This window comes from Phycicoccus sp. Soil748, assembly GCF_001428025.1.
In the GTDB taxonomy this organism is placed as follows: Bacteria; Actinomycetota; Actinomycetes; order Actinomycetales; family Dermatophilaceae; genus Pedococcus.
Genome location: NZ_LMSC01000002.1, coordinates 132,135 through 156,172 on the forward strand (window position 1 = coordinate 132,135; position 24,038 = coordinate 156,172).

At 73.4% G+C, this 24,038-nt stretch carries 20 protein-coding genes and 1 tRNA gene; 9 read left to right on the forward strand and 12 right to left on the reverse strand.

Annotation, left to right across the window (positions count from 1 at the left end):
• Positions 1-18: 18 nt before the first annotated feature.
• The gene (locus ASG70_RS02040; protein ID WP_056882188.1) at positions 19-519 is read right to left on the reverse strand and encodes a YajQ family cyclic di-GMP-binding protein; all 501 of its coding nucleotides are present in this window, start codon (positions 517-519) and stop codon (positions 19-21) included.
• 89 nt (positions 520-608) lie between these two features.
• Between ASG70_RS02040 and ASG70_RS02045 the strand changes: the two genes are divergently transcribed.
• Both ASG70_RS02045 and ASG70_RS02050 read left to right on the forward strand, forming a co-directional pair.
• Positions 609-689: transfer RNA gene (locus tag ASG70_RS02045), tRNA-Tyr, on the forward strand.
• Positions 690-924: 235 nt separating this feature from the next.
• Complete coding sequence (locus tag ASG70_RS02050; protein ID WP_162253881.1) at positions 925-1,983, forward strand: NAD(P)H-binding protein; 1,059 nt, start codon at positions 925-927, stop codon at positions 1,981-1,983.
• Between the two features lie 64 nt (positions 1,984-2,047).
• Here ASG70_RS02050 and ASG70_RS02055 read toward each other — a convergent pair whose 3' ends face one another.
• The gene (locus tag ASG70_RS02055) at positions 2,048-2,512 is read right to left on the reverse strand and encodes an SRPBCC family protein (protein WP_056882190.1); all 465 of its coding nucleotides are present in this window, start codon (positions 2,510-2,512) and stop codon (positions 2,048-2,050) included.
• A gap of 96 nt (positions 2,513-2,608) precedes the next feature.
• Between ASG70_RS02055 and ASG70_RS02060 the strand changes: the two genes are divergently transcribed.
• On the forward strand, positions 2,609-3,856 hold the full coding sequence (locus ASG70_RS02060; protein WP_056882191.1) for an FAD-binding protein: 1,248 nt from the start codon (positions 2,609-2,611) through the stop codon (positions 3,854-3,856).
• A gap of 68 nt (positions 3,857-3,924) precedes the next feature.
• Positions 3,925-4,566 (forward strand): TetR/AcrR family transcriptional regulator, encoded by a 642-nt coding sequence (locus tag ASG70_RS02065; protein WP_056882192.1) that lies wholly within the window; start codon positions 3,925-3,927, stop codon positions 4,564-4,566.
• Here ASG70_RS02065 and ASG70_RS02070 read toward each other — a convergent pair.
• The 10 genes from ASG70_RS02070 to ASG70_RS02115 form a co-directional block, all read right to left on the reverse strand.
• The gene (locus tag ASG70_RS02070) at positions 4,554-5,438 is read right to left on the reverse strand and encodes a 3-hydroxyacyl-CoA dehydrogenase family protein (RefSeq protein WP_056882193.1); all 885 of its coding nucleotides are present in this window, start codon (positions 5,436-5,438) and stop codon (positions 4,554-4,556) included. The genes ASG70_RS02065 and ASG70_RS02070 overlap by 13 nt on opposite strands.
• A gap of 1 nt (position 5,439) precedes the next feature.
• Positions 5,440-6,618, reverse strand: coding sequence for an acetyl-CoA C-acyltransferase (locus ASG70_RS02075; protein ID WP_056882194.1), 1,179 nt, complete (start codon positions 6,616-6,618; stop codon positions 5,440-5,442).
• A 49-nt stretch (positions 6,619-6,667) separates the two neighbouring features.
• Complete coding sequence (gene paaE, locus ASG70_RS02080; protein WP_082589964.1) at positions 6,668-7,768, reverse strand: 1,2-phenylacetyl-CoA epoxidase subunit PaaE; 1,101 nt, start codon at positions 7,766-7,768, stop codon at positions 6,668-6,670.
• The gene (gene paaD, locus ASG70_RS02085; RefSeq protein WP_235531298.1) at positions 7,769-8,302 is read right to left on the reverse strand and encodes a 1,2-phenylacetyl-CoA epoxidase subunit PaaD; all 534 of its coding nucleotides are present in this window, start codon (positions 8,300-8,302) and stop codon (positions 7,769-7,771) included.
• Positions 8,299-9,258, reverse strand: a complete 960-nt coding sequence (paaC, locus tag ASG70_RS02090; protein ID WP_056882195.1) for a 1,2-phenylacetyl-CoA epoxidase subunit PaaC — start codon at positions 9,256-9,258, stop codon at positions 8,299-8,301. Before paaC ends, paaD begins: the two co-directional genes overlap by 4 nt.
• A 7-nt stretch (positions 9,259-9,265) precedes the next feature.
• Positions 9,266-9,550: a 1,2-phenylacetyl-CoA epoxidase subunit PaaB gene (gene paaB, locus ASG70_RS02095; RefSeq protein WP_056882247.1), complete on the reverse strand. Its 285-nt coding sequence runs from the start codon at positions 9,548-9,550 to the stop codon at positions 9,266-9,268.
• Positions 9,551-9,600: 50 nt separating this feature from the next.
• Entirely contained in the window at positions 9,601-10,569 is a 969-nt protein-coding gene (paaA, locus tag ASG70_RS02100; protein WP_056882196.1) for a 1,2-phenylacetyl-CoA epoxidase subunit PaaA, read from the reverse strand.
• Positions 10,570-10,848: 279 nt separating this feature from the next.
• Complete coding sequence (locus ASG70_RS02105) at positions 10,849-12,273, reverse strand: tryptophan-rich sensory protein (protein WP_056882197.1); 1,425 nt, start codon at positions 12,271-12,273, stop codon at positions 10,849-10,851.
• A 4-nt stretch (positions 12,274-12,277) separates the two neighbouring features.
• Positions 12,278-13,000: a CPBP family intramembrane glutamic endopeptidase gene (locus tag ASG70_RS02110; protein ID WP_056882198.1), complete on the reverse strand. Its 723-nt coding sequence runs from the start codon at positions 12,998-13,000 to the stop codon at positions 12,278-12,280.
• Complete coding sequence (locus ASG70_RS02115) at positions 12,997-14,430, reverse strand: deoxyribodipyrimidine photo-lyase (RefSeq protein ID WP_056882199.1); 1,434 nt, start codon at positions 14,428-14,430, stop codon at positions 12,997-12,999. Before ASG70_RS02115 ends, ASG70_RS02110 begins: the two co-directional genes overlap by 4 nt.
• A gap of 143 nt (positions 14,431-14,573) precedes the next feature.
• On the opposite strand from ASG70_RS02115, the gene ASG70_RS02120 reads away from it, so the two are divergent.
• The 5 genes from ASG70_RS02120 to ASG70_RS02140 all read left to right on the forward strand — a co-directional run bounded on the left by ASG70_RS02120 (position 14,574) and on the right by ASG70_RS02140 (position 24,014).
• Complete coding sequence (locus tag ASG70_RS02120; RefSeq protein WP_056882200.1) at positions 14,574-20,087, forward strand: carboxyl transferase domain-containing protein; 5,514 nt, start codon at positions 14,574-14,576, stop codon at positions 20,085-20,087.
• A gap of 2 nt (positions 20,088-20,089) precedes the next feature.
• On the forward strand, positions 20,090-20,686 hold the full coding sequence (locus tag ASG70_RS02125) for an NTP transferase domain-containing protein (protein ID WP_235531299.1): 597 nt from the start codon (positions 20,090-20,092) through the stop codon (positions 20,684-20,686).
• A 115-nt stretch (positions 20,687-20,801) separates the two neighbouring features.
• Entirely contained in the window at positions 20,802-21,695 is an 894-nt protein-coding gene (locus ASG70_RS02130) for a MoxR family ATPase (RefSeq protein ID WP_056882201.1), read from the forward strand.
• A complete protein-coding gene (locus tag ASG70_RS02135; protein ID WP_056882202.1) occupies positions 21,692-22,819 on the forward strand; it encodes a VWA domain-containing protein in 1,128 nt (375 codons plus the stop codon). Before ASG70_RS02130 ends, ASG70_RS02135 begins: the two co-directional genes overlap by 4 nt.
• Positions 22,812-24,014, forward strand: coding sequence for an XdhC/CoxI family protein (locus ASG70_RS02140; protein ID WP_056882203.1), 1,203 nt, complete (start codon positions 22,812-22,814; stop codon positions 24,012-24,014). The genes ASG70_RS02135 and ASG70_RS02140 overlap by 8 nt, the downstream gene beginning before the upstream one ends.
• Positions 24,015-24,038: the final 24 nt, after the last annotated feature.

Here is a 24,038-nt window from a genome sequence, read left to right on the forward strand (position 1 = left end):
GCGTCGCGATGAGGGTGCTCAGCGGTAGTTGGTGAACTGGATCGCGAAGTCCAGGTCGTCCTTGCCCTTGAGCAGCGCCTGCACGGCCTGGAGGTCGTCGCGCGACTTGCTGGTCACGCGCAGCTCGTCGCCCTGGATCTGGCTCTTGACCGACTTGGGCCCCTCGTCGCGGATGATCTTGCCGATCTTCTTGGCGTTCTCCTGCGAGATGCCCTCCTTGAGCCCGAGCTCGAGTCGGTACTCCTTGCCGGAGAGCTGCGGCCCGCGCTCGGGGACGTCGAGGTGCTTGAGCGAGACCTTGCGCTTGACGAGCCAGGTCTGGAAGACGTCGAGGACGGCGTTGGCGCGCTCCTCGGTGTTGGCCTTGATGATGACCTTGTCCTCGCCACTGGCCTCGATGGAGGCGCCGACGTTCTTGAAGTCGTAGCGCGTGGCCACCTCGCGCGCGGCGCTGTTGAGGGCGTTGGCGACCTCCTGGTGGTCGATCTTGCTGACGATGTCGAACGAGCTGTCGGCCATGGGGGGTGTCCTTCCTGGGCGCCACGAGGTGCGGTGGGCGCCGGTTTCGGCAATCGCGGGTGTCCTTGCTATCCTTCCACGCGCACCCAGGCAGGTTGCCCGAGCGGCCAATGGGAGTGGACTGTAAATCCATCGCGAAAGCTACGAAGGTTCGAATCCTTCACCTGCCACCCGTGCCACGAAGGGCCCCTGACCACGAGGTCGGGGGCCCTTCGCCATGTCCCGCGCCCGGGTGCCGGAGCGGGGGCCAACCCGTCGCTCGCGGTACGGCGCGCCGTCCTCGGTGAGCGCGAGGTGTCGGTATCCGTGCGGCATGCCGACACTTCGCGCTCACCGAGCCGCGCGGGTAGGTTCGCAGGAGCGGTGCCGCCGGTCCCGCCGGTGCCGGTCGAGTCGGAGGTGTCTGTGCGCGTCGTCGTCACCGGAGCGGGCGGCTACGTCGGCAGCCGGCTCGTCCCGGCCCTGCTCGCCGCCGGCCACGACGTCACCGCCACCTTCACCGACCCCGCGTCCGCAGCCCGGTTCTGGTGGGCCGACCGGGTACGGGTCGTGGGGATGGACGTCCTCGACCGGGCCTCGGTCCGCGCCGCCTGCCGGGGCGCCGAGGCGCTCTACTACCTGATCCACGGCCTCGGCGGCGACGACTTCGCGACGACCGACCGGCAGGGGGCCTACAACGCCGGGCACGCCGCCGTGCGCGAGGGCGTGGGGCGCATCGCCTACCTCGGCGGCCTCGTCCCGGACCTCGACGACAGCGACCTCTCGCCGCACCTGCGCTCGCGGCTGGAGGTCGAGCAGGTGCTCACCGACTCCGGCGTCACGACCCACGCGCTGCGCGCTGCCATGGTCATCGGCAGCGGCTCCACGTCCTTCGAGATCATGCGCCAGATCAGCGAGCGCATGCCCGTGCAGACGCTGCCCACGTGGATGCGCAGCCGCGTCGAGCCGGTCGCCGTCACCGACGTGGTCACGGCCCTCGTCTGCACCCTCACCGCGCCGACGGTGAGCCGCGCCTACGACATCGGGAGCGGGGAGCCGCTGGCGTACTCGGCCCTGCTGCGTCGGTATGCGCGGCTCGCCGGCCTCACGCGCGTGCAGGTGAGCGTGCCGTTCGTGCCGACCGGGCTGGTCGCCCGGCTGGCGCCGGTGCTCACCGCGGCGCCGGCTGCGACCGTGCAGACGCTGGTCGAGAGCCTGCACCACGACATGGTGTGCCGCGAGGAGGACTTCCGGGCCGACCTGCTGCCACACGGGCACCGGCTGGTGGGCGTCGGCGAGGCGCTCGACCGGGCCCTGGCCGTGCCGGACGGCTCGGTGCCCGACCGCGAGCGCGACATCCTGGGTCCGCTGCACTCCGACGCGGCCTGGGCCGGTGGGCGGGTCTCCCGGGCCGACGGCCGGCCGGTGCACCACCGGGTCGGCGGCTGGCGCGACGTGCTGCTGGGCCCGCCCCCGGCGCGCTGACGCAGGGGTCCCACCGCCCGTGGTGGGGGAGAGCGACGGGGGACAGCCGCTGGTCGGACCGGCCTCAGTGGCGCGACTTGAGGTGCCGGTCGAGGTTGTGCGCGAACCCGGCGCCCATGGCCGCGATGACCGCCTGCATGGAGGTCTGCACCGCGGGCTTGGCGAGCCTGGGGAACGGCAGGTGGACGTTGACCTCGAGGTCGATCGACAGGCGCGTGGCGCTGCTGCTCTCCTGCAACAGGTAGGTGCCCTCCACCCCGGCCCGCTCGTCGCCCTGTGGGACGTGGGTGAACTCGATGCGCTCGACCGGGTGCAGCTCCATCTTCTCGGTGAACGACAGCCCGACGCTCTTGCCGAGGACCTCGATGGGAGCGAGCTTCCACAGCCAGGTGCCGCCCTGGTCCTCGATGGAGCGCACCATCGGGGTGAGCCGGGCGACCTGGCCGGCGTCGCGCAACACGTCCCAGACCGCCTCGCGGGCGAACGGCACCACGGCCGTGGAGCGCTTGGAAGCCGAGAAGACCGTCATGGGCTCGATTGTGGGCCATGGGTGGAGCGCGCGCGTCGCCGGCCGGTGTGCGGCCACCTCGGAAGCGGGATCCGTGCCGGAGGGGAGACTGGGCGCATGACCGAGCGCAACTGGGCGGGGAACCACGTCTACCGGGCCTCGTCGCTGGCCCGGCCCCGTACCGTCGAGGAGCTCCAAGAGCTCGTGGCCGGTGCGGCGCACGTGCGGGCGCTGGGGTCGCGGCACTCCTTCACAGGCCTGGCCGACACCGACGGGGTGCTCGTGTCGGTCGCCGACCTCGCCGCCCCGGCGGAGGGCGCGGTCGTGGTCGACCCCGAGGCGCGCACGGCCACGGTCCCGGCCGGCGCGTCGTACGGCGTCGTGGCCGCCGAGCTGGAGCGGCAGGGCTGGGCGCTCGCGGCCCTGGCGTCGCTGCCGCACATCAGCGTGGCCGGGGCGGTGGCCACGGGGACGCACGGTTCCGGCGACCGCACCCCGTCGCTGTCGGCCGCGGTCGCCGGCATGGAGATGGTGCGCGCCGACGGTGAGCTGGTCCGGTCGTCGCGGGGCGAGGAGGGCTTCGACGGCCTCGTCGTGGCCCTCGGCGCGCTCGGCGTCCTCACCCGGGTCACCCTCGACGTCGAGTCGACCTACCCCGTGCGCCAGGACGTCTACACCGGCCTGCCGTGGTCGCTGGTGGAGGACCGGTTCGACGACCTGACCGCTGTCGCCGACAGCGTCAGCCTGTTCACGCGGTTCGACGACCGCGGCGTCCTCCAGGCGTGGTGCAAGAGCCGCTCGGCCGACGCGCCGGCCGACCTGTTCGGGGCGCCGAGGTCCGCGACGACCCTGCACATGCTCGACGGTGCGCCCACCGAGTCGGTGACCGACCAGAGCGGGGTGCCCGGGCCGTGGCTCGAACGGCTCCCGCACTTCCGGATGGAGCTCACCCCCAGCCGGGGCGCCGAGCTCCAGAGCGAGTACCTCGTCCCGCGACGCCACGCACCGGCCGCCATCGAGGCCCTGCGTGGTCTCCAGCCGTCGCTGGCACCGATCATGCAGAACGCCGAGATCCGGACCGTCGCCGCAGACGCGTTGTGGCTGAGCAGCTCCTTCGAGCAGGACGTGGTCGGGTTCCACTTCACGTGGGTCCTCGACGAGGCCGCCGTGTATGCCGTGCTGCCGGTCGTCGAGGCCGCCCTCCTGCCGCTCGGGGCCCGGCCGCACTGGGGCAAGTGCTTCGTGGCGACGGCGGTCGACCTCGCGCCCCTCTACCCGCGCTGGGACGACTTCCGGCGGCTGCGGGACGAGCTCGACCCGCAGCGCGTGTTCGGCAACGCCTTCCTCGACACCGTGCTGGGCTGACCCGTGCTGGGCTGACCCTCCGGGGCTGACCGTGCTGGGCCGAGGTGCCTCTGTGAGAAGGTGGCCGCGTGAGTGACGCGGAGGTCGGCGCACCCCGCCGCGGTCGTCCCGGGCACGACCAGGAGGCGGTGCTGCGCAAGGCCGTCGACCTGTTCATCGAGCAGGGCTACGACGGCACCAGCATGGGCGACCTCGCGCGCGCCCTCGGCTTCAGCAAGTCGGCCATCTACCACCACGTGCCCAGCAAGACGCACCTGTTGTCCCAGGCCCTCGACGAGGCCCTCGACGGGCTCACGGAGGTCCTCGACGAGGCGAGCCGCGAGAAGGCGGGCACGACGGCGTACGAGCGCCTGCGGCGAGCGGTGCGACGCAGCGTCGAGGTGCTCGTGGACCACCAGCCGGCGGTCACGCTGCTCCTGCGGGTGCGGGGCAACAGCGAGGTCGAGGTGGCTGCCCTGCGCCGCCGCCGTGACCTCGACGCCCGGTTCGCGGCGCTCGTGCGGGAGGCCGTCGACGAGGGGTCGCTGCGCTCCGACGTCTCCCCGGTGCTGGTGAGCCGCCTGCTCTTCGGCATGGTCAACTCGCTCGTGGAGTGGCACCGGCCGGGCGGCACCGTCGACGCCGCCCAGCTCTCGGACGCGATCACCACCATCGCGTTCGACGGGCTCGCCCTGGTGCCCGCCGACCGTGGGTCAGCTCACCAGTCGTAGAAGCCACGCCCGGTCTTGCGGCCGAGCTCGCCGGCAGCGACCTTGTCGCGCAGCACCTGCGGCGGCTCGAAGCGCGGACCGAGCTCGCGGGTGAGGTGCTCGGCGATCGCCAGCCGCACGTCGAGCCCGACGATGTCGGTGGTGCGCAGCGGACCGACGGGGTGCCGGTAGCCCAGCGTCATGGCGGTGTCGATGTCCTGCGCCGAGGCGACACCCTCCTGCACCATGCGCATGGCCTCGAGCGCGATGGCCACACCGAGGCGGCTGCTCGCGAACCCCGGGGAGTCCTGCACGGTGATCGCCGTCTTGCCCAGTGCCGTGACCCAGCCCCGGGCCTGCTCGACGAGGTCGTCGCCGGTCTGCTCGCCCACCACGACCTCCACGAGGTCGCTGGCCGGCACGGGGTTGAAGAAGTGCAGCCCGATGAACCGCTCGGGCGCCTTCAAGCCGGCAGCGATGCCGCTCACCGACAGGGAGCTCGTGTTGGTGGCGAGCACGGCTCCGGGCGCGACGCGCTCGGCCCGGCGCAGCACCTCGAGCTTGAGGTCGGTGTCCTCGGGCACCGCCTCGACGACGAGCCCGGCGCCGGCCAGGTCGTCGGCAGCGGTGGTCACGTTGAGGCGGCCGAGCGCCTCGTCCACGGTCGAGGTGAGGAGGCCGCGCTCGGCGGCGCGCCCGACGCTGGTGACGACACGGGCGCGGGCGGCTTCGGCGGCGGCTTCGTCGTTCTCGACCACCACGACGCGGGGCCCGCGGACGAGGAACGCGTGGGCGATCCCGGCGCCCATGCGGCCCCCGCCGAGGACGCCGACGACCTCGGGCAGGTCGGCGGGTGCGGAGTCGGTGACGTCGGTCTGGTCGTGCGCGGTCATGTCAGGCCCTCTCGACCAGGAGTGCGGCGCCCTGGCCCACGCCGACGCACAGGGTCGCCAACCCGCGGCGACCTCCTTCGCGCTCGAGCCGGCCGAGCAGGGTGAGCAGGATGCGGGTGCCCGAGGCGCCGAGCGGGTGGCCGAGCGCGATGGCACCGCCGTCGGCGTTGACGACCTCCTCGTCGAGACCGAGGTCGCGGATGCAGGCGAGCGACTGCGACGCGAACGCCTCGTTGAGCTCGACGGCGTCGAGGTCCCCGACGGACCAGCCGGCCCGGTCCAGGGCCTTGTGCGTGGCCGGCACGGGGCCGATGCCCATGACCTCGGGCGCCACCCCGGCGCTCGCCGACGCGACGAGGCGGGCGCGCGGCTGCAGGCCGTGGCGGGCGACGAACGCCTCGCTGGCCACGACGACCGCAGCGGCACCGTCGTTGAGCGAGCTGGCGTTGCCGGCGGTCACCAGGCCCTGCGGGTGGTTGACCGGGCGGAGCTTCGCGAGGCGCTCGAGCGAGGTGTCGGCACGTGGCCCCTCGTCGACGGAGAACTCACCGTCGCCCACCGGGACCGCGACGATCTCGTCGGCGAAGCGTCCCGCCGCGATGGCCGCCACCGCCCGCTGGTGCGACCGCAGGGCGAACGCGTCGAGCTCGTCGCGCGTCAGCCCCCAGCGCTCGGCGACGACCTCGGCGGTCTGCGGCATCGACAGCGTCGTGTCGGCGTCGAACCTCGGGTTGGTGAAGCGCCAGCCGATCGAGGTGTCGAACGTCGCGCCCGGGCGGGCAAAGGCCTTCGTCGGCTTCTCGGTGACCCACGGCGCGCGCGTCATCGACTCGACCCCGCCGGCGACCACGAGGTCGGCGTCGCCCGAGGCGACCATCTGGCGGGCCGTCGCGACGGCGGTCAGGCCGGAGGCACAGAGCCGGTTGACCGTGAACCCCGGCACCGACTGCGGCAGCCCGGCGAGCAGCAGCGCCATGCGGGCGACGTTGCGGTTGTCCTCACCCGCCTGGTTGGCGGCGCCGAGGACCACCTCGTCGACCAGCTCGGGGTCGACGCCGGCACGCTGCACGGCCTCGCGCACCACGAGGGCCGCGAGGTCGTCGGGACGCACGGTCGCCAGCCCGCCGGCATACCGGCCGATCGGGGTGCGGGCTCCGTCGAGGAGGAAGGCCTCGGTCACAGGGGTGCTCCTTGGCGGGGTGGGTGCGTGGTGGGCGGGGAGGGGAAGGTCAGGCGTCGAAGTCGACGGTGACGGTGTCGCTGACGGGGTGGCTCTGGCAGGTGAGGACGAAGCCCTGCTCCACCTCGCGCTGCTCGAGGGCGTAGTTGCGGCGCATGTCGACCTCACCCTCGCGCACCAGGGCGCGGCAGGTGCCGCAGACGCCGCCCTTGCAGGCGAACGGCACGTCCGTGCGGGTCGCTTGGGCGGAGTCGAGTATGGAGCGTCCGCGCGGCATGGGGGTGGTCGAGCTGACGCCGTCGAGGACGACCGTGACGTCGCTGGTCTCACCCTCGACGACCGCGTCGGCCCGGTGCAGCTCCGGCGGCGGCTCGTCGACGTAGAACAGCTCGAAGTGGACCTTGTCGGCGGGGACGTCGAGCTCGATGAGCACCTCGCGGGCCGACTCGATCATCGCCAGCGGTCCGCAGAGCCAGACGTGGTCGACGTCGTGGACGGGCACGAGGACGTCGAAGAGCCGGCGCAGGCGGTCGGCGTCGAGGCGCCCGGAGAACAGCTCGACGTCGCGGGGCTCGCGGGACAGCACGTGCACGAGCTGGAAGCGGCTGCCGTGGCGGTTCTTGAGGTCGGCGAGCTCCTCGGCGAACATCACCGACGCCGTCGTGCGGTTGCCGTAGAGGAGGGTCACCTCGGTCTCGGGGTTGGCGAGCACGGTGCTCGCGATCGACAGCATCGGCGTGATGCCGGACCCCGCCGCGATGCACAGGTGTCGCCCGCCCTCGTCGGGGTCGGCGCGGAACGTGCCGTGCGGCGTCTGCACCTCGACCTCGTCGCCGGGGCGCAGCTCGTGCAGCAACCACTGGGAGAACAGGCCGCCCGGGATCTCACGCACGCCGATGCGAGGACGGTCACCGACGGTGGCACAGATGGAGTAGGTGCGGCGGTGCTCGACGCCGTCGACGTAGCGGCGCAGGGTCAGGGACTGTCCGGCGGCGAAGGCGTAGGCCTCGGCAAGATCGCCCGGGACCTCGAACGAGACGGCGGCAGCGTCGTCGGTCAACGGCTCGACGCTGTGGACGGTGAGGGTGTGGAACGTGGGGGCGGCGCGGCGGGGCTTCTTGAGCAGCAGCGAGGGGGCGGCCGAGGTCACTCAGATCTCCTTGACGTGCTCGAAGGGCTCGAGGCAGCTGGTGCACCGGTAGAGCGCCTTGCAGGCCGTGGGCCCGAACTCAGAGGTCAGCTCGGTGTGCGCGGAACCGCAACGGGGACAGGCGATCTCGCGCCGTGTGGGCATCAGGGACAGGGCGACCGGGCCATTGCGGGCAGGCGCTCGACCGGGCGCGGACAGGCCGTGCTCGGCCAGGGAGCGGCGGCCGCGCTCGGTGATCCAGTCGCTCGACCACGCGGGGGTCAGGGAGACCCGGACCGTGGCACCAGGCAGGCCGGCGTCCTGCAGCGAGCGGACGAGGTCGTCGCGCATCGTGGCCATGGCCGGGCACCCGGTGTAGGTGGGCGTGATCGAGACGATGACGTGCCCGCGCTCGTCGACCTCCACCGCGCGCAGGACGCCGAGGTCCTCCAGCGTCAGCATCGGCATCTCGGGGTCGGTCACGGTACGCGCGACGGCAAAGGCCTTGTCCTGCAGCGCCGCTCGGTCGACGGCGGTGGTCGTCGACACCGTCACCACCGGCCCATCGGGTGGGCACGCGCGACCACCTGCATCTCCGCGAGCAGCAGGCTCAGCGCCTCGGTGTGCAGGCCGTCACGGCCCTGCCGACCCTGCACACCGGCCAACGCAGCCTGGGTCGGCTGCTCGACGCCGCTGACGGCGAACACCTGGGCCAGCACCACGGCCACGTCGTCGGCCGTGGTGGCCGGGTCGACGCCGACGCCGGCCGCGGCGACCCGGCGCTCGACCTCGTGGGTCGCGAACAGCTCGGCCTGCAGCGGCCACACCACGGCCAGGGCGGCCTCGAGGCGCCGCCGGGACTCCTCGGTGCCCCGCGCGAGGGTCAGGAACCAGCGCCCCGCGTAGTCGCGGTGGTAGGTCAGCTCCTTCACGCCCTTGGCGGCAACGGCGGCCAGCACGTGGTCGCTGCTCGAGGCCAGGCGCTCGAGCAGCGCGAGCCGGGCGGTCGCGAGGACGAGGAGCTTGACGATGGTGACGGCGAAGTCGCCGTTGTCGGTCTCGACCAGCCGCACGTTGCGGAACTCGCCCGACTCGCGGAAGAACGCCAAGGCGTCCTCCGGCGGCACGGGCGACCCCTCGGGGAGCGCCGGGACCAGGGTCGGGTCGGCTGCCGCCGCGCGGGCCAGCAGCAGCCGCGCCTGCCCGAGCAGGTCGAGCGCGATGTTGGCCAGCGCGATGTCCTCCTCGAGGTCGGGCGCGCGGCTGGTCCACTGCGACAGCCGCTGCGAGGCGATGAGCGCGTCGTCGGCGAGCATCAGGCAGTAGGTGGCGAGGTCGCGGGCGTCGACGCCCTCGGGGATGGTCGTGTCGACGCCGGCGAGCGGGTCCTCGAAGTCGGTGCCGAAGGCCCAGTGCGACGGGTCGCCGCCGAGCAGCCCGTCGTAGACGGAGCCGTGGGCGTCGGAGGGGTCGGGGGCGGGGTGCGAGGCGGGCTCGACGTGGTCGGTCATCACTGCCTCACATGTGGGGGACGTTGTCGGGGATCTCGTAGAACGTCGGGTGCCGGTAGACCTTGTCGTTGCTCGGCGCGAACATCGGGTCCTTCTCGTCCGGGCTCGACGCGGCGATGTCCTTCGACTGCACCACCCAGATGCTCACGCCCTCGTTGCGCCGCGTGTAGACGTCACGAGCGTGACGCAGCGCCATGTCGTCGTCGGCGGCGTGCAGGGAGCCGACGTGCACGTGGTTGAGCCCGCGCTTGCCGCGCACGAACACCTCGTACAGCGGCCACTCGGCCCGCACGCCCCCGGTCCCGCTGCCGGGCACGGCCTGCGAGGGGCCCTGTTCCGCGCTCATGCGGCACCCCCGGCGGTCGCCATGGCGGCCTGCTTCGCGGCGTACGCGGTGGCGGCCTCGCGCACCCACGCACCGTCCTCGTGCGCCTTGCGGCGGTGGGCGATCCGCTGGGTGTTGCACGGGCCGTTGCCCTTGACGACCTGCATGAACTCGTCCCAGTCGGGCTGGCCGAAGTCGTGGTGGCCGCGCTCGGGGTTCCAGCGCAGCTCGGGGTCGGGGAAGGTCACGCCCAGCGCCTGCGCCTGCGGCACCGACATGTCGACGAACCGCTGGCGCAGGTCGTCGTTGCTGTTGCGCTTGATGCCCCACGCCATCGACTGCGCCGAGTTGGGCGACTCGTCGTCCGGCGGCCCGAACATCATCAGCGCCGGCCACCAGAAGCGGTTGACCGACTCCTGCACCATCGCCCGCTGCTCGTCGGTGCCGCGCATCATCGTCATGAGCAGCTCGTAGCCCTGCCGCTGGTGGAAGGACTCCTCCTTGCAGATGCGGATCATCGCGCGGCCGTAGGGGCCGAACGACGTGCGGCACAGCGGCACCTGGTTGCAGATCGCGGCACCGTCGACGAGCCAGCCGATGGTGCCCACGTCGGCGTAGGTCAGCGTCGGGTAGTTGAAGATCGAGGAGTACTTCTGGGCCCCCGAGATGAGCTTCTCGGTGAGCTCGCCGCGGCTGACCCCGAGGGTCTCGCAGGCGGAGTACAGGTAGAGCCCGTGGCCCGCCTCGTCCTGCACCTTCGCGAGCAGGATCGCCTTGCGGCGCAACGAGGGAGCGCGTCCGATCCAGCTGCCCTCGGGCTGCATGCCGATGATCTCGGAGTGCGCGTGCTGGGCGACCTGGCGGACCAGCGTCCGGCGGTAGCCCTCGGGCATCCAGTCACGCGGCTCGATCCGGTCGCCGTGCCCGATGGTCGCGTCGAAGCCGGCCTGCAGCGGGTCGGTGCCTGCGGTGTCGGTGGCGGTCATGCGTCCTCCACGGGGCTGGTGACGGGGCTGGAGTCGGGGCGCGCAGCCAATTACTGACCGAACGGTTGGTAATAGTTTCTCAGGGTGTGCCCACCCTTGGCAACCACGGCGTGCCCCCAACAGCCGGCCCACGTCGCACCCGCCCCCTGAGTGAGCGCGGAATGTCGATTCGCGGACGCCATACCGACACTTCGCGCTCACTGAACGGGGTGAGGAGAGTCGGCACAGGCCCGCGGAGTCTGCCTTGGAGGGCCTGCGCGGGTAGGGCCCGCGGGAGGGTCAGCGGCGGCGGCCCCGCCGGTTCTTGGCGGCGATCGTGCCGGACAGCACCGTCGCGAACCCGCACCAGGCGGCGTACGCCCCGACGGCCACGGCCTTGCCTCGCCCGGCTGCGCCCGCGCGGCGTGCGAGGTCGGCCGAGGAGAGGGTGAGGACCGCGCACTCGGCGGTCGCGAGCCAGGGGCGCTTCGCGCGGAAGAACAAGCCCGTCCAGGCGGTGTTGAGCGCCATGTTGAGGGCCAGGGCCTGCTCGAGCTGCCTTGCCTCGTCCTCGCGGCCCGACTCGGCGAGGTAGGAGGAGGACACGGCGCTGACCAGGGCGACGTCGGCGTACAGGCCGGTCCAGACGACGGGGAACGCCGCCGGCGGCGGCTCCCACGAGGGCTTGTCGAGCTTGCGGTACCAGCGTGAGGCCGGGTCGGTGAGGACCGAGCCGGTGACGGCGGCCGCCCCGACCATGGCGCTCGTGCGGGCGAGGGTACGGCGCCAACGGAACGGGTCGATGCCGCGGTTGGCGGCACGGATCGCGTCCTCGAAGGAGGTGCGTCCACCGGGCGGCGGACCGGTGACGTCGACGATGTCCTGCTCGCGACACACCGCCTCGTGCACGAGGCTGCCGATCAGCGGCCGGCCGATGCCGCGGGAGATGGGGGTGACGATGTCGATCCACAGCCCGGCGAGGCGCGGTGTGAGGACGGGCACGGTGGTGATGAAGCGACGCCCCAGCCCGACGATCTCGGCGTAGCGCTGCATCATCTCGGCGTAGGTGAGGACCTCGGGGCCACCGATGTCGAACGTCCGGTTGACCTCTGGCCCCATCTCGGCAGAGCCGGCGAGGTAGTGGACGACGTCGTCGACCGCGATCGGCTGGATCCGGTTGCGGAGCCAGCGGGGCGCGACCACGGCCGGCAGCCGCTCGGTGAGGTGGCGCAGCATGTCGAACGACGCCGAGCCGTCCCCGAGCACGATCCCCGCCTGGAGCACGGTGGCGGGCACGGTGCCGGCCAGGAAGATGTCGCCGACCTCGACCCGTGAGGCCAGGTGGTCGGAGAGCCGGCCCTCCGGGTGCAGGCCGCTGAGGTAGACCACCCGGCCCACCCCGGCGTCGGCCGCGGCCTGGGCGAAGGTCCGGGCCATGGAGCGGTCGCGCTCCATGAAGTCGCCCTTGCCGTCCATCGAGTGCAGCAGGTAGTAGGCGACGTCGACACCCTGCATGGCGCGGCGGCAGTCCTCCGCGGAGGTCGCGTCGCCCTCGACCGCCTCCACGTCGTGGGCCCACGGCTTGCGGTCCAGGCCGCGGCGGCTGCGCGTGAGGACCCGCACCGTCCAGCCGCGCTCGAGCAGCGCCGGGACGAGGACGCCGCCCACGTAGCCGGTGGCGCCGGTGACCAGGACCGTGCGGGAGGTGCCGGAGGATGAGGGCATGCGATCAGCTTCCTGACGAGAGGACGAGGGGGAGGAGCAGGAGCATCCCGAGGGACCACGTGAGGTGGGTGACCATCGGGCCGAGGATGCCGCCGGTGACCCGGCGCTGCAGGCCGGTGAGGACCCCGAGCAACGCGGCGGCCAGGACGAGCAGCGGTATCCCGGAGCCGACGGTCGTCAGGGCGTAGACGACGGTCGTGACGAGGACGGCGTGCCGTCGGCCGACGGCGGCGTACAGGGCGCCGCGGAAGTAGAGCTCCTCGGCGATGCCGTTGACGGCGGTGATGGCCGCCACGAGGGACAGCGACCCGAGCCGGGCGTGGTCGAGCAGGTGGGTGACGGGGTCGCGCAGCGGGGGGATGTGCGCGATGACGAACCCGCCGAGCAGGAACACCGTGAGCAGGATCGCGCCCAGGGCCAGGGACTGCACCAGGGGCCGGGCGTCGCCGCCGGAGCGGGTGCGGGCGCGGCCGAGGTGCAGCGGTCCGGACACCAGCGCCCCGACGGTCCAGATGGCCGCCAGCGCGACGGTGGCGCCGTAGAACAGGGGGTCGCCCGGTGGGATGCGCAGCGCGAGCGTGAGCACCGCGCTGCCGACGACGAGCGTGACCACGGCGACGACCCGGCGGCGGCGGAAGGCGGCGTCGGACTCGGTGTGGTCGCGGGGGACGGGGGTGACCAGGGCGGCCCGGACGAACGAGCGGACCTCGGCGACGGGGTCGATCACGACGACCCCGACCCCGACTCCGTACCGCCCGACCTCGAACCGCCCGACCCCGCACCGCCCCGCACCGCGTCGTAACGGCGCAGGGCCTCCAGGCGCTCCTCGGCGTGGTCGACGACGCGCTCGGGGTAGTCGTGGTCGTAGCCGGCGTCGTGCTTCCACGGCTCGTGCACGGCCTTGCCCGGGATGTGCGCCAGCTCGGGCACGTAGCGGCGGACGTAGTCGCCCTGGGGGTCGAAGCGCTGGCCCTGGGTGACGGGGTTGAACACGCGGAAGTACGGCGAGGCGTCGGTGCCGGTGCCGGCGACCCACTGCCAGCCGTGGTTGTTCGAGGCGATGTCGCCGTCGATGAGGTGGTCGAGGAAGTGGCGGGCGCCGACGGGCCACCAGACGTGCAGGTCCTTGGTGAGGAAGCTCGCGGTCACCATCCGCATCCGGTTGTGCATCCACCCCTCGGTGAGCAGCTGGCGCATCGCCGCGTCGACGACGGGGTAGCCGGTGCGCCCCTGCTTCCAGGCGTCGACGAGCTCGGGGTGGTCCTCGTAGGTCATGCCGGACAGGGCGGGCCGCAGGTCGTGCCACGACGAGCGCGGGTGGTGCCACAGGACGTCGGCGTAGAACTCGCGCCAGCACAGCTCGGTCGCGTAGGTCTGGGCCCCCTGGCCGGTGCGCCCCTTCAGCTCGGCCAGGAGCGTGCGCGGGTGCACCGCGCCGATCTTGAGGTACGGCGACATCCGCGACGTCCCGGGGTGGTCGGCCCGGTCGCGCTCGTCCTTGTAGGCCGTGACGGCCTCGTCGAGGAAGTCACGCCACCGGGCGAGACCTGCCGCCTCACCCGCCTCCGGCATCGCCGGCAGGCCGTCCACCGAGAGGGCTTCGCGCACCGTCTTCCAGCCGTCGTCGTCCGACGCCACCCGGGCCGGCGACAGGTCCTTGGGCTCGGTGGCGGGGGCCGGCCAGCCGTGGTCGCGCCAGGCGCGGCTGAACGGTGTGAACACCTTGTAGGGGTCGCCGCTGCCGTTCCGCACCGATCCGGGCCCCACGGCGTACGGCGTGCCGGTCTCGACCCAGTCCACGCCCGCCTTCCCCAGCGCGGCGGCGACCGCCTTGTCGCGGCGCACGCCTGCCGGCGTGGTCTCGCGGGAGACGTGAACCGATCCGGCGCCGACCTCCTGCACCACGGCGGGGACGACCTTCCTCGGGTCGCCGACGCGCAGGCAGAGCCGCCCGTCGTACGCCTCACGAGTGGCCTCGAGCGTTGCGGCGAGCCACGCGCGCCGTGCCGGGCCGCCGCCGTCCCACAGGGCGGGGTCGAGCACGAACAGGACCAGGACGTTGCCACCGTCGGCGGCCGAGTCGGCTGCGCCGAGCGCGGGGAGGTCGCCCCTGCGCAGGTCGCGACGGAGCCAGAGGACCGAGGCGGCGCGGGGCATGCCACCAACCCTAGGTGGGGTGGCGCGGGGATGCCTCGGCGAGCATTACTCGCGAGTCACCGACGATCGGTGGCAGGCTCGGGCCTCGGTGGCGTGCTGTCCGCGCCCCGCCCGTCGTCCGTCCGTGCTGGGAGGCCCACTCGATGTTCTCGCGCATCGCCATCGTCAACCGGGGTGAGGCTGCGATGCGGCTCATCCACGCCGTGCGCGACCTCAACGCGCAGGCCGGCGCCGGCGGGCACCACATCGAGACGGTCGCGCTGCACACCGAGGGCGAGAAGCGCGCCATGTTCGTGCGCGAGTCCGACCACGCCTACAACCTCGGCCCCGCCGCCGACCGGCCCTACCTCGACTACGCCGTGCTGGAGAAGGCACTGCGCGAGACCGGCGCCGACGCCGCCTGGGTGGGTTGGGGCTTCGTCGCGGAGCACCCCGACTTCGCCGAGCTGTGCGGGCGCATCGGGGTGACGTTCATCGGCCCCAGCCCCGAGGCGATGCGCAAGCTCGGCGACAAGATCGGCTCCAAGCTGATCGCCGAGGAGGTCGGCGTGCCGGTGGCGCCGTGGAGCCGGGGCGGCGTCGACACCCTCGAGGACGCCAAAGCCGCCGCCGCGCAGATCGGCTACCCGTTGATGCTCAAGGCGACGGCCGGCGGTGGTGGCCGCGGCATCCGCATGGTCGCCTCCGACGCCGACCTCACCGACGCCTACGAGCGCACCCGCGACGAGGCGCAGCGCGCGTTCGGCTCCGGGGTGGTCTTCCTCGAGAAGCTCGTCACCGGGGCCCGCCACGTCGAGGTCCAGGTCATCGCCGACGGGCAGGGCACCGCGTGGGCGCTGGGCGTCCGCGACTGCTCGGTCCAGCGGCGCAACCAGAAGGTCATCGAGGAGTCGGCCTCACCCGTCCTCGGGCCCGACCAGGTCGCGGAGGTCAAGACGGCCGCCGAGCGCCTCGCCGTCGCGGTCGGGTATGCCGGCGCCGGCACGGTCGAGTTCCTCTACCACCCGGGCGAGAAGTTCTTCGCCTTCCTCGAGGTCAACACCCGCCTGCAGGTCGAGCACCCCATCACCGAGGCGACGACCGACACGGACCTGGTCAAGCTGCAGATCCACGTCGCCTGCGGCGGCCGCCTCGAGGGCGAGCGGCCCGTCGAGGAGGGCCACGCCGTCGAGGCGCGGCTCAACGCCGAGGACCCCGACCGCGACTTCGCCCCCTCGCCGGGCCGGATCGCCCTGCTCAACCTCCCGGCAGGCCCCGGCATCCGGGTGGACACCGGGGTGGGGGAGGGCGACTCGATCCCCGCCGACTTCGACTCGATGATCGCCAAGATCATCGCCGTCGGTGCCGACCGGGACGAGGCGCTCGCCCGGCTGCGGCGCGCCATGTCCGAGACCACCGTCGTCATCGAGGGCGGTTCGACCAACAAGAGCTTCATCCTCGACCTGCTCGACCAGCCCGAGGTCGTCGACGGCACCGCCGACACCGGCTGGATCGACCGGGTGCGCGGCGAGGGCCGCCTCGTGTCCCACCGCCACTCCGGCGTCGCGCTCGTCGTCGCCGGCATCGAGGGCTACGAGGACGAGGAGGGCGTCGAGCGCACCCGCCTGCTCGAGACCTCCCGCGGCGGCCGGCCCCAGGTGCAGCACCGCACCGGCCGGGCGATCGACCTCAAGCTCCGCGGCACGGCGTACAAGGTGACCGTCTGGCGCATCGGGCCGCACCTCTTCCGGGTCACCGTCGTCGGCGGCGCCACCGAGCAGACCGTCGACGCCGAGCTCGACCGCCTCGACGAGTACACCAGCCGCGTCACCATCGCCGGCCGCACGCACCGCCTCATCACGGCCACCCACGGACCCGTGCAGCTCGTCGAGGTCGACGGCGTCACCCACCGGGTGTCGCGCGACGAGGGTGGCGTGCTGCGCTCACCGGCGCCGGCCCTGGTGGTCGCGACCCCCGCGCAGGTCGGGGCCGAGGTCGCCGCGGGCGCACCGGTGCTGGTGCTCGAGTCGATGAAGATGGAGACGGTGCTGCCCGCGCCGTTCGCGGCCCGGGTCAAGGAGCTGCTCGTCTCCACCGGCAGCCAGGTGGAGACGGGTGCGCCCCTGGTGCGCCTCGAGCCCCTCGGCGACGGTGACGAGGTCGCCGAGGTGGGTGCGCAGGACACGGTCGACCTCGACCTGCCCACCTCGGACGGCCGTGGCGCCGGGACGGCGGAGGTGGCCGCGCGCTCGCGTGCCGCGCTGTGCGCCATGCTCCTCGGCTACGACGTCGACCCCCGCGACGACGGCGACACCCTGCGGTCCTACCTCGCCGCCCGCGCCGAGCTGTCCGCCGCCGGCGCCTCCCAGGTCGGTGCCGAGATCTCGGTGCTCGAGGTGTTCGCCGACTTCGCCGAGCTGAGCCGCAACCGGCCCGCGGGTGAGGAGGACCACGTCGAGAACCGCGTCCACAGCCCGCGCGAGCACTTCCACACCTACCTCCAGAGCCTGGACGTCGAGCGCGGCGCCCTGCCCGAGCAGTTCCGCACCAAGCTCTCGCAGGTCCTGCGCCACTACGGGCTCGACAGCCTCGACCGGACGCCGCAGCTCGAGGAGGCGGTCTTCCGCGTGTTCCTCGCCCAGCAGCGCTCGGCCCCCGAGGTCGTCCTGGCCACGGCCCTGCTGCAGCGCTGGATCGTCGAGCCGTGCCCCGCGCCGCCGCTGGACGCCGCCGCCCGCGAGGTGCTCGACCGCCTCGTGGTCGCCACCCAGCTCCGCCACCCGGTCATCGGCGACCTCGCGCGCAGCGTGCGGTTCCGCTGGTTCGACCAGCCGCTCGTCGACGCCGACCGCGCCAGCGTGCTGGGTGGCGTGCACGACGAGCTCGCCGCGCTCGAGGGCATCCCGGGCGGGGAGGAGCGCGCCCGCCGCATCGACGCCCTGGCCGCCATCCCCGAGCAGATCGTCCGTTTCCTCGCCGACCGGCTTGAGGGCGGCGTACCGGCCCGCGAGCCCATGCTCGCCGTGCTCGTGAAGCGGCACTACCGCGACCACGAGCTCACCGGCCTGCGCGAGCTCCAGAGCGGTGACCGCCCGTTCGCCGTCGCCGACTACTCCCTCGACGGCCGGGCCACGCACCTCGTCACCACCGTGGGGCGCGTCGACGAGCTGTCCCCGGGGTCCGACCTCGTGTCCGCGGTCGCGGCCCAGCTCGACGAGCGCACGTCCGGCCAGGAGGCCGTGGTCGACCTCTACCTCTCGTGGCCCGACGAGCCCGCGACCCACGACGAGGCCTCGACCCTGCTCGCCGCGCGGCTCGCGGAGCTGCCCTGGTCGCAGGAGGTACGCCGTGTGGCCGTTGCCGTCTGCCCCGGCGGTGGGCGCCCGGTCGGCTACTTCACCTTCCGTCCCGCTGACGGGGCCATGGTCGAGGACGACCTGGTCCGTGGCGTCCACCCGATGGTGGGCCGCCGCCTCAACCTGTGGCGGCTGCGCGCGTTCGACGTCACCCGGCTCGAGGCGCCCGAGGACGTGCTGCTCTACCGCTGCGTCGCCCCCGGCAACGAGTCCGACCAGCGACTGGTGGCCCTGGCCCAGGTGCGCCAGCTGGCCGTCGTGCGCGACGAGTCCGGCCGGGTCACGGCCCTGCCGCACGCCGAGCGGGCGATCGCCAACTGCCTGGAGGCGATCCGCCGTGCGCGGGCCGAGCGGGGCGCCGCCGGTGCCCGCCTCGACATGAACTACGTGTGGGTGCACATCTGGCCGCCGGTCGAGGCCGACCTGGACCAGCTGACCGCGCTGCAGGCCAAGATCTCCCCGCTCACGGCCGGCGCGGGCATCGAGGAGGTGCTCGTCCAGGGCCGCATCGCCGGCCCGGACGGCGAGAGCGCACCGCTCGCGGCCAGGTTCCACTACCAGCCGGGGTCCGGTGTCGTGACCTCCGTCGAGGAGCCCCCGGCCGACCTGCTCAAGCCCCTCGACGACTACGCGCAGAAGGTCGTGCGCGCACGCCGCCGTGGTGTCGTCTACCCGTACGAGCTGCAGGCCATGATCGCCGGTCCGGGGGGCACCGCCACCGAGTACGACCTCGACGACCGCGGCAGCCTCGTGCCGGTCGACCGCCCCTACGGCCACAACAAGGCCGGCATCATCGCGGGCGTCATCTCCAGCCCCACCGAGCGCTACCCCGAGGGCATCACCCGCGTGCTGCTCTGCGGCGACCCGCTCAAGGCGCTGGGCGCCGTCTCCGAGGCGGAGTGCACCCGGATCATCGCGGCGCTCGACCTGGCCCAGGAGATGGGCGTGCCCGTCGAGTGGTTCGCCCTGTCGGCCGGCGCCCGCATCTCCATGGACTCCGGCACCGAGAACATGGACTGGGTCGCGAGGGCGCTCAAGCGGATCGTGGAGTTCACCCAGGACGGCGGCGAGATCAACATCGTCGTCGCCGGGATCAACGTCGGCGCCCAGCCCTACTGGAACGCCGAGGCCACGATGCTCATGCACACCAAGGGCATCCTCGTCATGACTCCCGACAGCGCCATGGTGCTCACCGGCAAGCAGTCGCTGGACTTCTCCGGTGGCGTCTCCGCCGAGGACAACTTCGGCATCGGCGGCTACGACCGCGTCATGGGCCCCAACGGGCAGGCGCAGTACTGGGCGCCCGACCTCGCGGGCGCGCGCGACGTCCTCATGGCGCACTACGACCACACCTACGTCCACCCGGGCGAGGACGGTCCTCGCCGGGCCCGCACCACGGACCCGGTGGACCGCGACGTCACGAGCTACCCGCACACGCTGGCCGACTCGGGTTTCACCACGGTGGGCGACATCTTCTCCCCGGAGACCAACCCCGACCGCAAGAAGCCGTTCGACATCCGCACGCTCATGGCCGCCGTCGCCGACCAGGACCACGAGACGCTCGAGCGCTGGGCCGGCATGGCCGACGCCGAGACGGCTGTGGTGCAGGACGCACACCTCGGTGGCATCCCGGTGTGCCTGCTCGGTATCGAGTCGAAAACCGTTGCGCGGCGCGGGTTCCCGCCCACCGACGGTCCAGACACCTACACCGCCGGCACGCTCTTCCCGCGGTCGTCCAAGAAGGCGGCCCGGGCCATCAACGCGGCCAGCGGCAACCGACCCCTCGTGGTGCTCGCCAACCTGTCCGGCTTCGACGGCTCGCCCGAGTCGATGCGCAGCCTGCAGCTGGAGTACGGCGCGGAGATCGGTCGCGCGATCGTCAACTTCGACGGCCCGATCGTCTTCACGGTCGTGTCCCGCTACCACGGTGGCGCGTTCGTGGTGTTCTCCAAGGTGCTCAACCCCCGGATGACGGTGCTGGCCGTGGAGGGCTCGTTCGCCTCCGTCCTCGGAGGCGCCCCCGCCGCGGCGGTCGTGTTCTCCCGCGACGTCGACGCCCGCACGGCGTCGGACCCGCGGGTGCGCGACCTCGAGGCCGCGATGGGTGAGGCCGACCAGGCCCGCCGGGCCGAGCTGGCGACCGAGCTCGCCGAGGTCCGCACCGCTGTCCGCAGCGAGAAGCTCGGCGAGGTGGCGGCCGAGTTCGACCGGGTCCACAGCATCCACCGCGCCGTCTCGGTCGGGTCGGTCGACGCGGTCATCTCCCCGCAGGAGCTGCGGCCGCGGATCATCGCGGCGATCGAGGCCGGCCTGAAGGGCTGACGGTGCCCCCGTCCGAGGAGCAGCTCCGCGGGATGGCGGGGCTGCTCCTCGCGGCCGGCGGCGGTCGCCGGATGGGACGGCCCAAGGCCATGCTCGACGACCCCTCCGGCGGCAGCTTCGTCGAACGGGGACTGCAGGTGCTCCGCGAGTCGGGGTGCGACCCGGTCGTGGTCGTCCTCGGGGCCGGGGCGGCGCAGGTCCGGCCGCTCGTGACCGCTGCCGACACGGTCGTGGAGGCGGCGGACTGGGCGCAGGGACAGAGCACGTCGCTGCGGGCGGGACTCGAGGCGGTGGCGGCCGGTCCGGCCGATGCCGTGGTCGTGCTGCTCGTGGACCTCCCCGACGTGGGCGCCGACGTCGTGCGCCGCGTACGTGAGGCCACGGCCGGTGAGGGCCCTGCGGCCCTCGGGCGCGCGGCCTACGGTGGCGCGCCGGGCCACCCCGTCGTCCTCGGACGCGACCACTGGGCAGGCGTCCTCGACCTGCTGGCGGGGGACCGGGGGGCGCGGGACTACCTCGCGGCCCACCCGCACACGGTGGTCGAGTGCGGCGACCTCGCCACCGGCGCGGACGCGGACACCCCGGCCGACCTGTCCTGACGCACACCCGGTCCACGCGCGGGTGAGCACCGCTGGACGGCGCGAACGGACCTCTCGTCGCGCCCGGTCCGTCGGCGCCCTTTCGCTGCGGACCGGCGTGGGTGATGATCAGGACATGGAGCCACGGGAGGCCTTTGCGTCGGCCGGGGAGCTGGCGCAGGGCCTCGGCCGGACGGGGTACCTCGCGGACGCGTCCCTCGCCACGGTCGCCTGGCTGGCCCTGCGCCTGCAGCGCCCGCTCCTGCTCGAGGGCGAGCCGGGCACGGGCAAGACCGCGCTCGCCGAGGCCGTCGCCGAGGCGCTCGACCTGCCCCTGATCCGGCTCCAGTGCTACGAGGGGATCGACGCCACCCAGGCGCTGTACGACTGGGACTTCCCGCGCCAGATCCTCCACCTGCGCGCCGTCGAGGCCGTGGCGGCCGACCGGGCCAAGGACGTCGAGGCGGTCGAGGACCAGCTCTTCGACGAGCGCTTCCTGCTGGCACGCCCCGTCCTGCGGGCGCTGCGCGAGGCCCCCGCCGTCCTCCTGGTCGACGAGGTCGACCGCGCCGACGACGAGTTCGAGGCGTTCCTCCTGGAGGTGCTCTCGACCTGGCAGGTCACCATCCCCGAGCTGGGCACGGTGGCGGCCGCGACCCCTCCGGTCGTCGTGCTGACGTCCAACCGCACCCGCGAGCTGCACGACGCCCTCAAGCGACGCTGTCTCTACCACTGGATCGACCACCCCGGTCTGCAGCGCGAGCTCGAGATCGTCCGGAGCCGCGCGCCTCAGGTGTCCGAAACCCTTGCGGCACAAGTGGTCTCGACCGTGCAGGCGTTGCGCCGGGACCAGGAGCTGATCAAGCCACCGGGGGTGGCGGAGACGCTGGACTGGGTGCGGGCGCTGCACGAGCTGGGCAGCCCCACGCTCGACCTCGACACCGCCGCGGCGACCCTCGGCGTCGCGGTGAAGTACCGCGAGGACGCCGAGCGCGTCCGCTCGGCCCTGGACCGGATCCTGGCGTCATGACCGGCGCCGCCCCGGTCGCCCTGCGGCCCCACGCCCCCGATGCGGTCCTGCTCGGGTTCGCGCGGGCGCTGCGGGCGGCCGGGGTGGCGGTCACGGCCGACCGTGAGCGCACCTACCTCGAGGCGGCCGCAGAGGTCGGCCTGCTCGACCCCGCCGGGGTCTACTGGGCCGGCCGGGCGACGCTGTGCTCGTCACCGGCCGACCTCGAGCGCTACGACCAGGTGTACGCCGCGTGGTTCGGCCTCGAGCGCGCCGGCACCCGCCCCCGGCAGGACCAGCCCCCCACGGTGACCATGGCTTCGCTCGACACCGACGGCGCCTCTGGGGAGGCCGGGGGGCAGGAGCAGGACACCGTCCAGGCCCGGGCGAGTGCGACCGAGGTGCTGCGGCACCGCGACATCGCCACCCTGGGCAGCGCCGAGCGCGCCCACCTCGCCGCGCTCTTCGCCCAGCTGCGCCCCCGCGCGCCGCGGCGTCCGGCGCACCGCGCGACCCCGTCCCGGCGGGGTGCCGTGGACGCGCGCCGGACGCTGCGCGAGCAGCTGCGCCGGATGGGCGAGCCTGGCCCGATCGCGTGGCGCCGCCGAGGCACCCGCCCACGGAGGGTCGTGCTGCTGGTCGACGTGTCGGGGTCCATGAGCGCCTACGCCGACGCCCTGCTGCGGCTCGCGCACACGTACGCCGCGACCGGGCTGCCCGTCGAGGTGTTCACCCTCGGCACCCGGCTGACCCACGTGACCCGGCCGCTGCGCCAGCGCGACCCGGAGCGCGCACTGGTGGCGTGCGGCGACGTGGTGCCCGACTGGTCCGGGGGCACCCGCCTGGCCCAGGGGCTCAAGGCCTTCCTCGACCGCTGGGGGCGGCGCGGCATGGCACGGGGCGCTGTGGTGGTGGTGTTCAGCGACGGCTGGGAGCGGGACGCGCCGGAGGCCCTCGGTGAGCAGATGCGTCGACTGAGGGCTCTCGCCCACCGCGTGGTGTGGGTCAACCCGCACCGGGGCAAGGAGGGCTACGCGCCCGTGCAGCAGGGGATCGTCGCCGCGCTGCCCCACATCGACGACTTCGTGGCAGGACACTCCATGGCTGCCTTCGAGGAGCTGGTGGAGGTGGTGGCCTGTGCGTGAGGTGATGCCGGAGCTGGTGCGGTGGTGGGAGGCGGGGGCCACCGTCGGCGTCGGCACCGTCGTGGCGACCTGGCGCTCCGCCCCGCGCCCCGCAGGCGCGTCCATGCTCGTCGGCCCGGGTGGCGAGGCGGTCGGATCGGTGTCCGGCGGGTGCGTGGAGGGCGCCGTCTACGAGCTGGCCTCGGCGGTCGTCGCCGACGGGACGCCGGTCCTGCAGCGCTACGGCGTCAGCGACGACGACGCGTACGCCGTGGGCCTGACCTGTGGCGGCATCCTCGACGTCTTCGTCGAGAAGGTGAGCCGCGAGACGTTCCCCGAGCTCGGTGGGGTCGCCGAGGACGTCGAGGCCGGACGGCCGGTGGCCGTCGCCACCGTCATCGACCACCCCGACCCTTCGTGGCTCGGGCGCCGGCTGGTGGTGCGACCGGAGGGCTCCGAGCCCGGCGACAGCGGGTCGCTCGGCTCGACGCGCGCCGACGATGCCGTCACCGACGACGCCCGGGGTCTCCTCGCGGCAGGGCGCACGGAGACGCTCACCTACGGTCCGGACGGCGAACGGCGCGGCGAGGGCATGCGCGTCTTCGTCTCCTCGTTCGCCCCGCGCCCACGCATGCTGGTCTTCGGCGCCATCGACTTCGCGGCGGCCGTCGCCCACGTGGGTCACTTCCTCGGCTACGAGGTGACGGTCTGTGACGCCCGGCCCGTCTTCGCCACCGCCAGCCGCTTCCCCTCGGCCGACGAGGTCGTCGTGCAGTGGCCGCACCGCTACCTCGAGGCCGAGCGCGACGCCGGTCGCATCGACGGGCGCACCGTCGTCTGCGTGCTCACCCACGACCCGAAGTTCGACGTGCCCGTCCTCGAGATCGCGCTGCGGCTGCCGGAGGTGGCGTTCGTGGGGGCGATGGGCTCGCGCCGCACCCACGACGACCGGCTCGCGCGGCTGCGGGAGGCAGGGCTGACCGACGAGGAGCTCGGGAGGTTGTCGAGCCCGGTCGGCCTCGACCTCGGCGCCCGCACCCCGGAGGAGACCGCGGTGAGCATCGCCGCCGAGATCGTGGCCCTGCAGTGGGGCGGGCGCGGCGACCGCCTCGCCGACCGCGAGGGGCCCATCCACCACCACGCCGACACCGGTCCGGAGCCGCCGGCGGTGTCAGCCGACATGGCAGAGCACGCGGGAGGTGGGGCGAGGACCTAGCCGGTCCGCGGGGTTGTCGAAGCA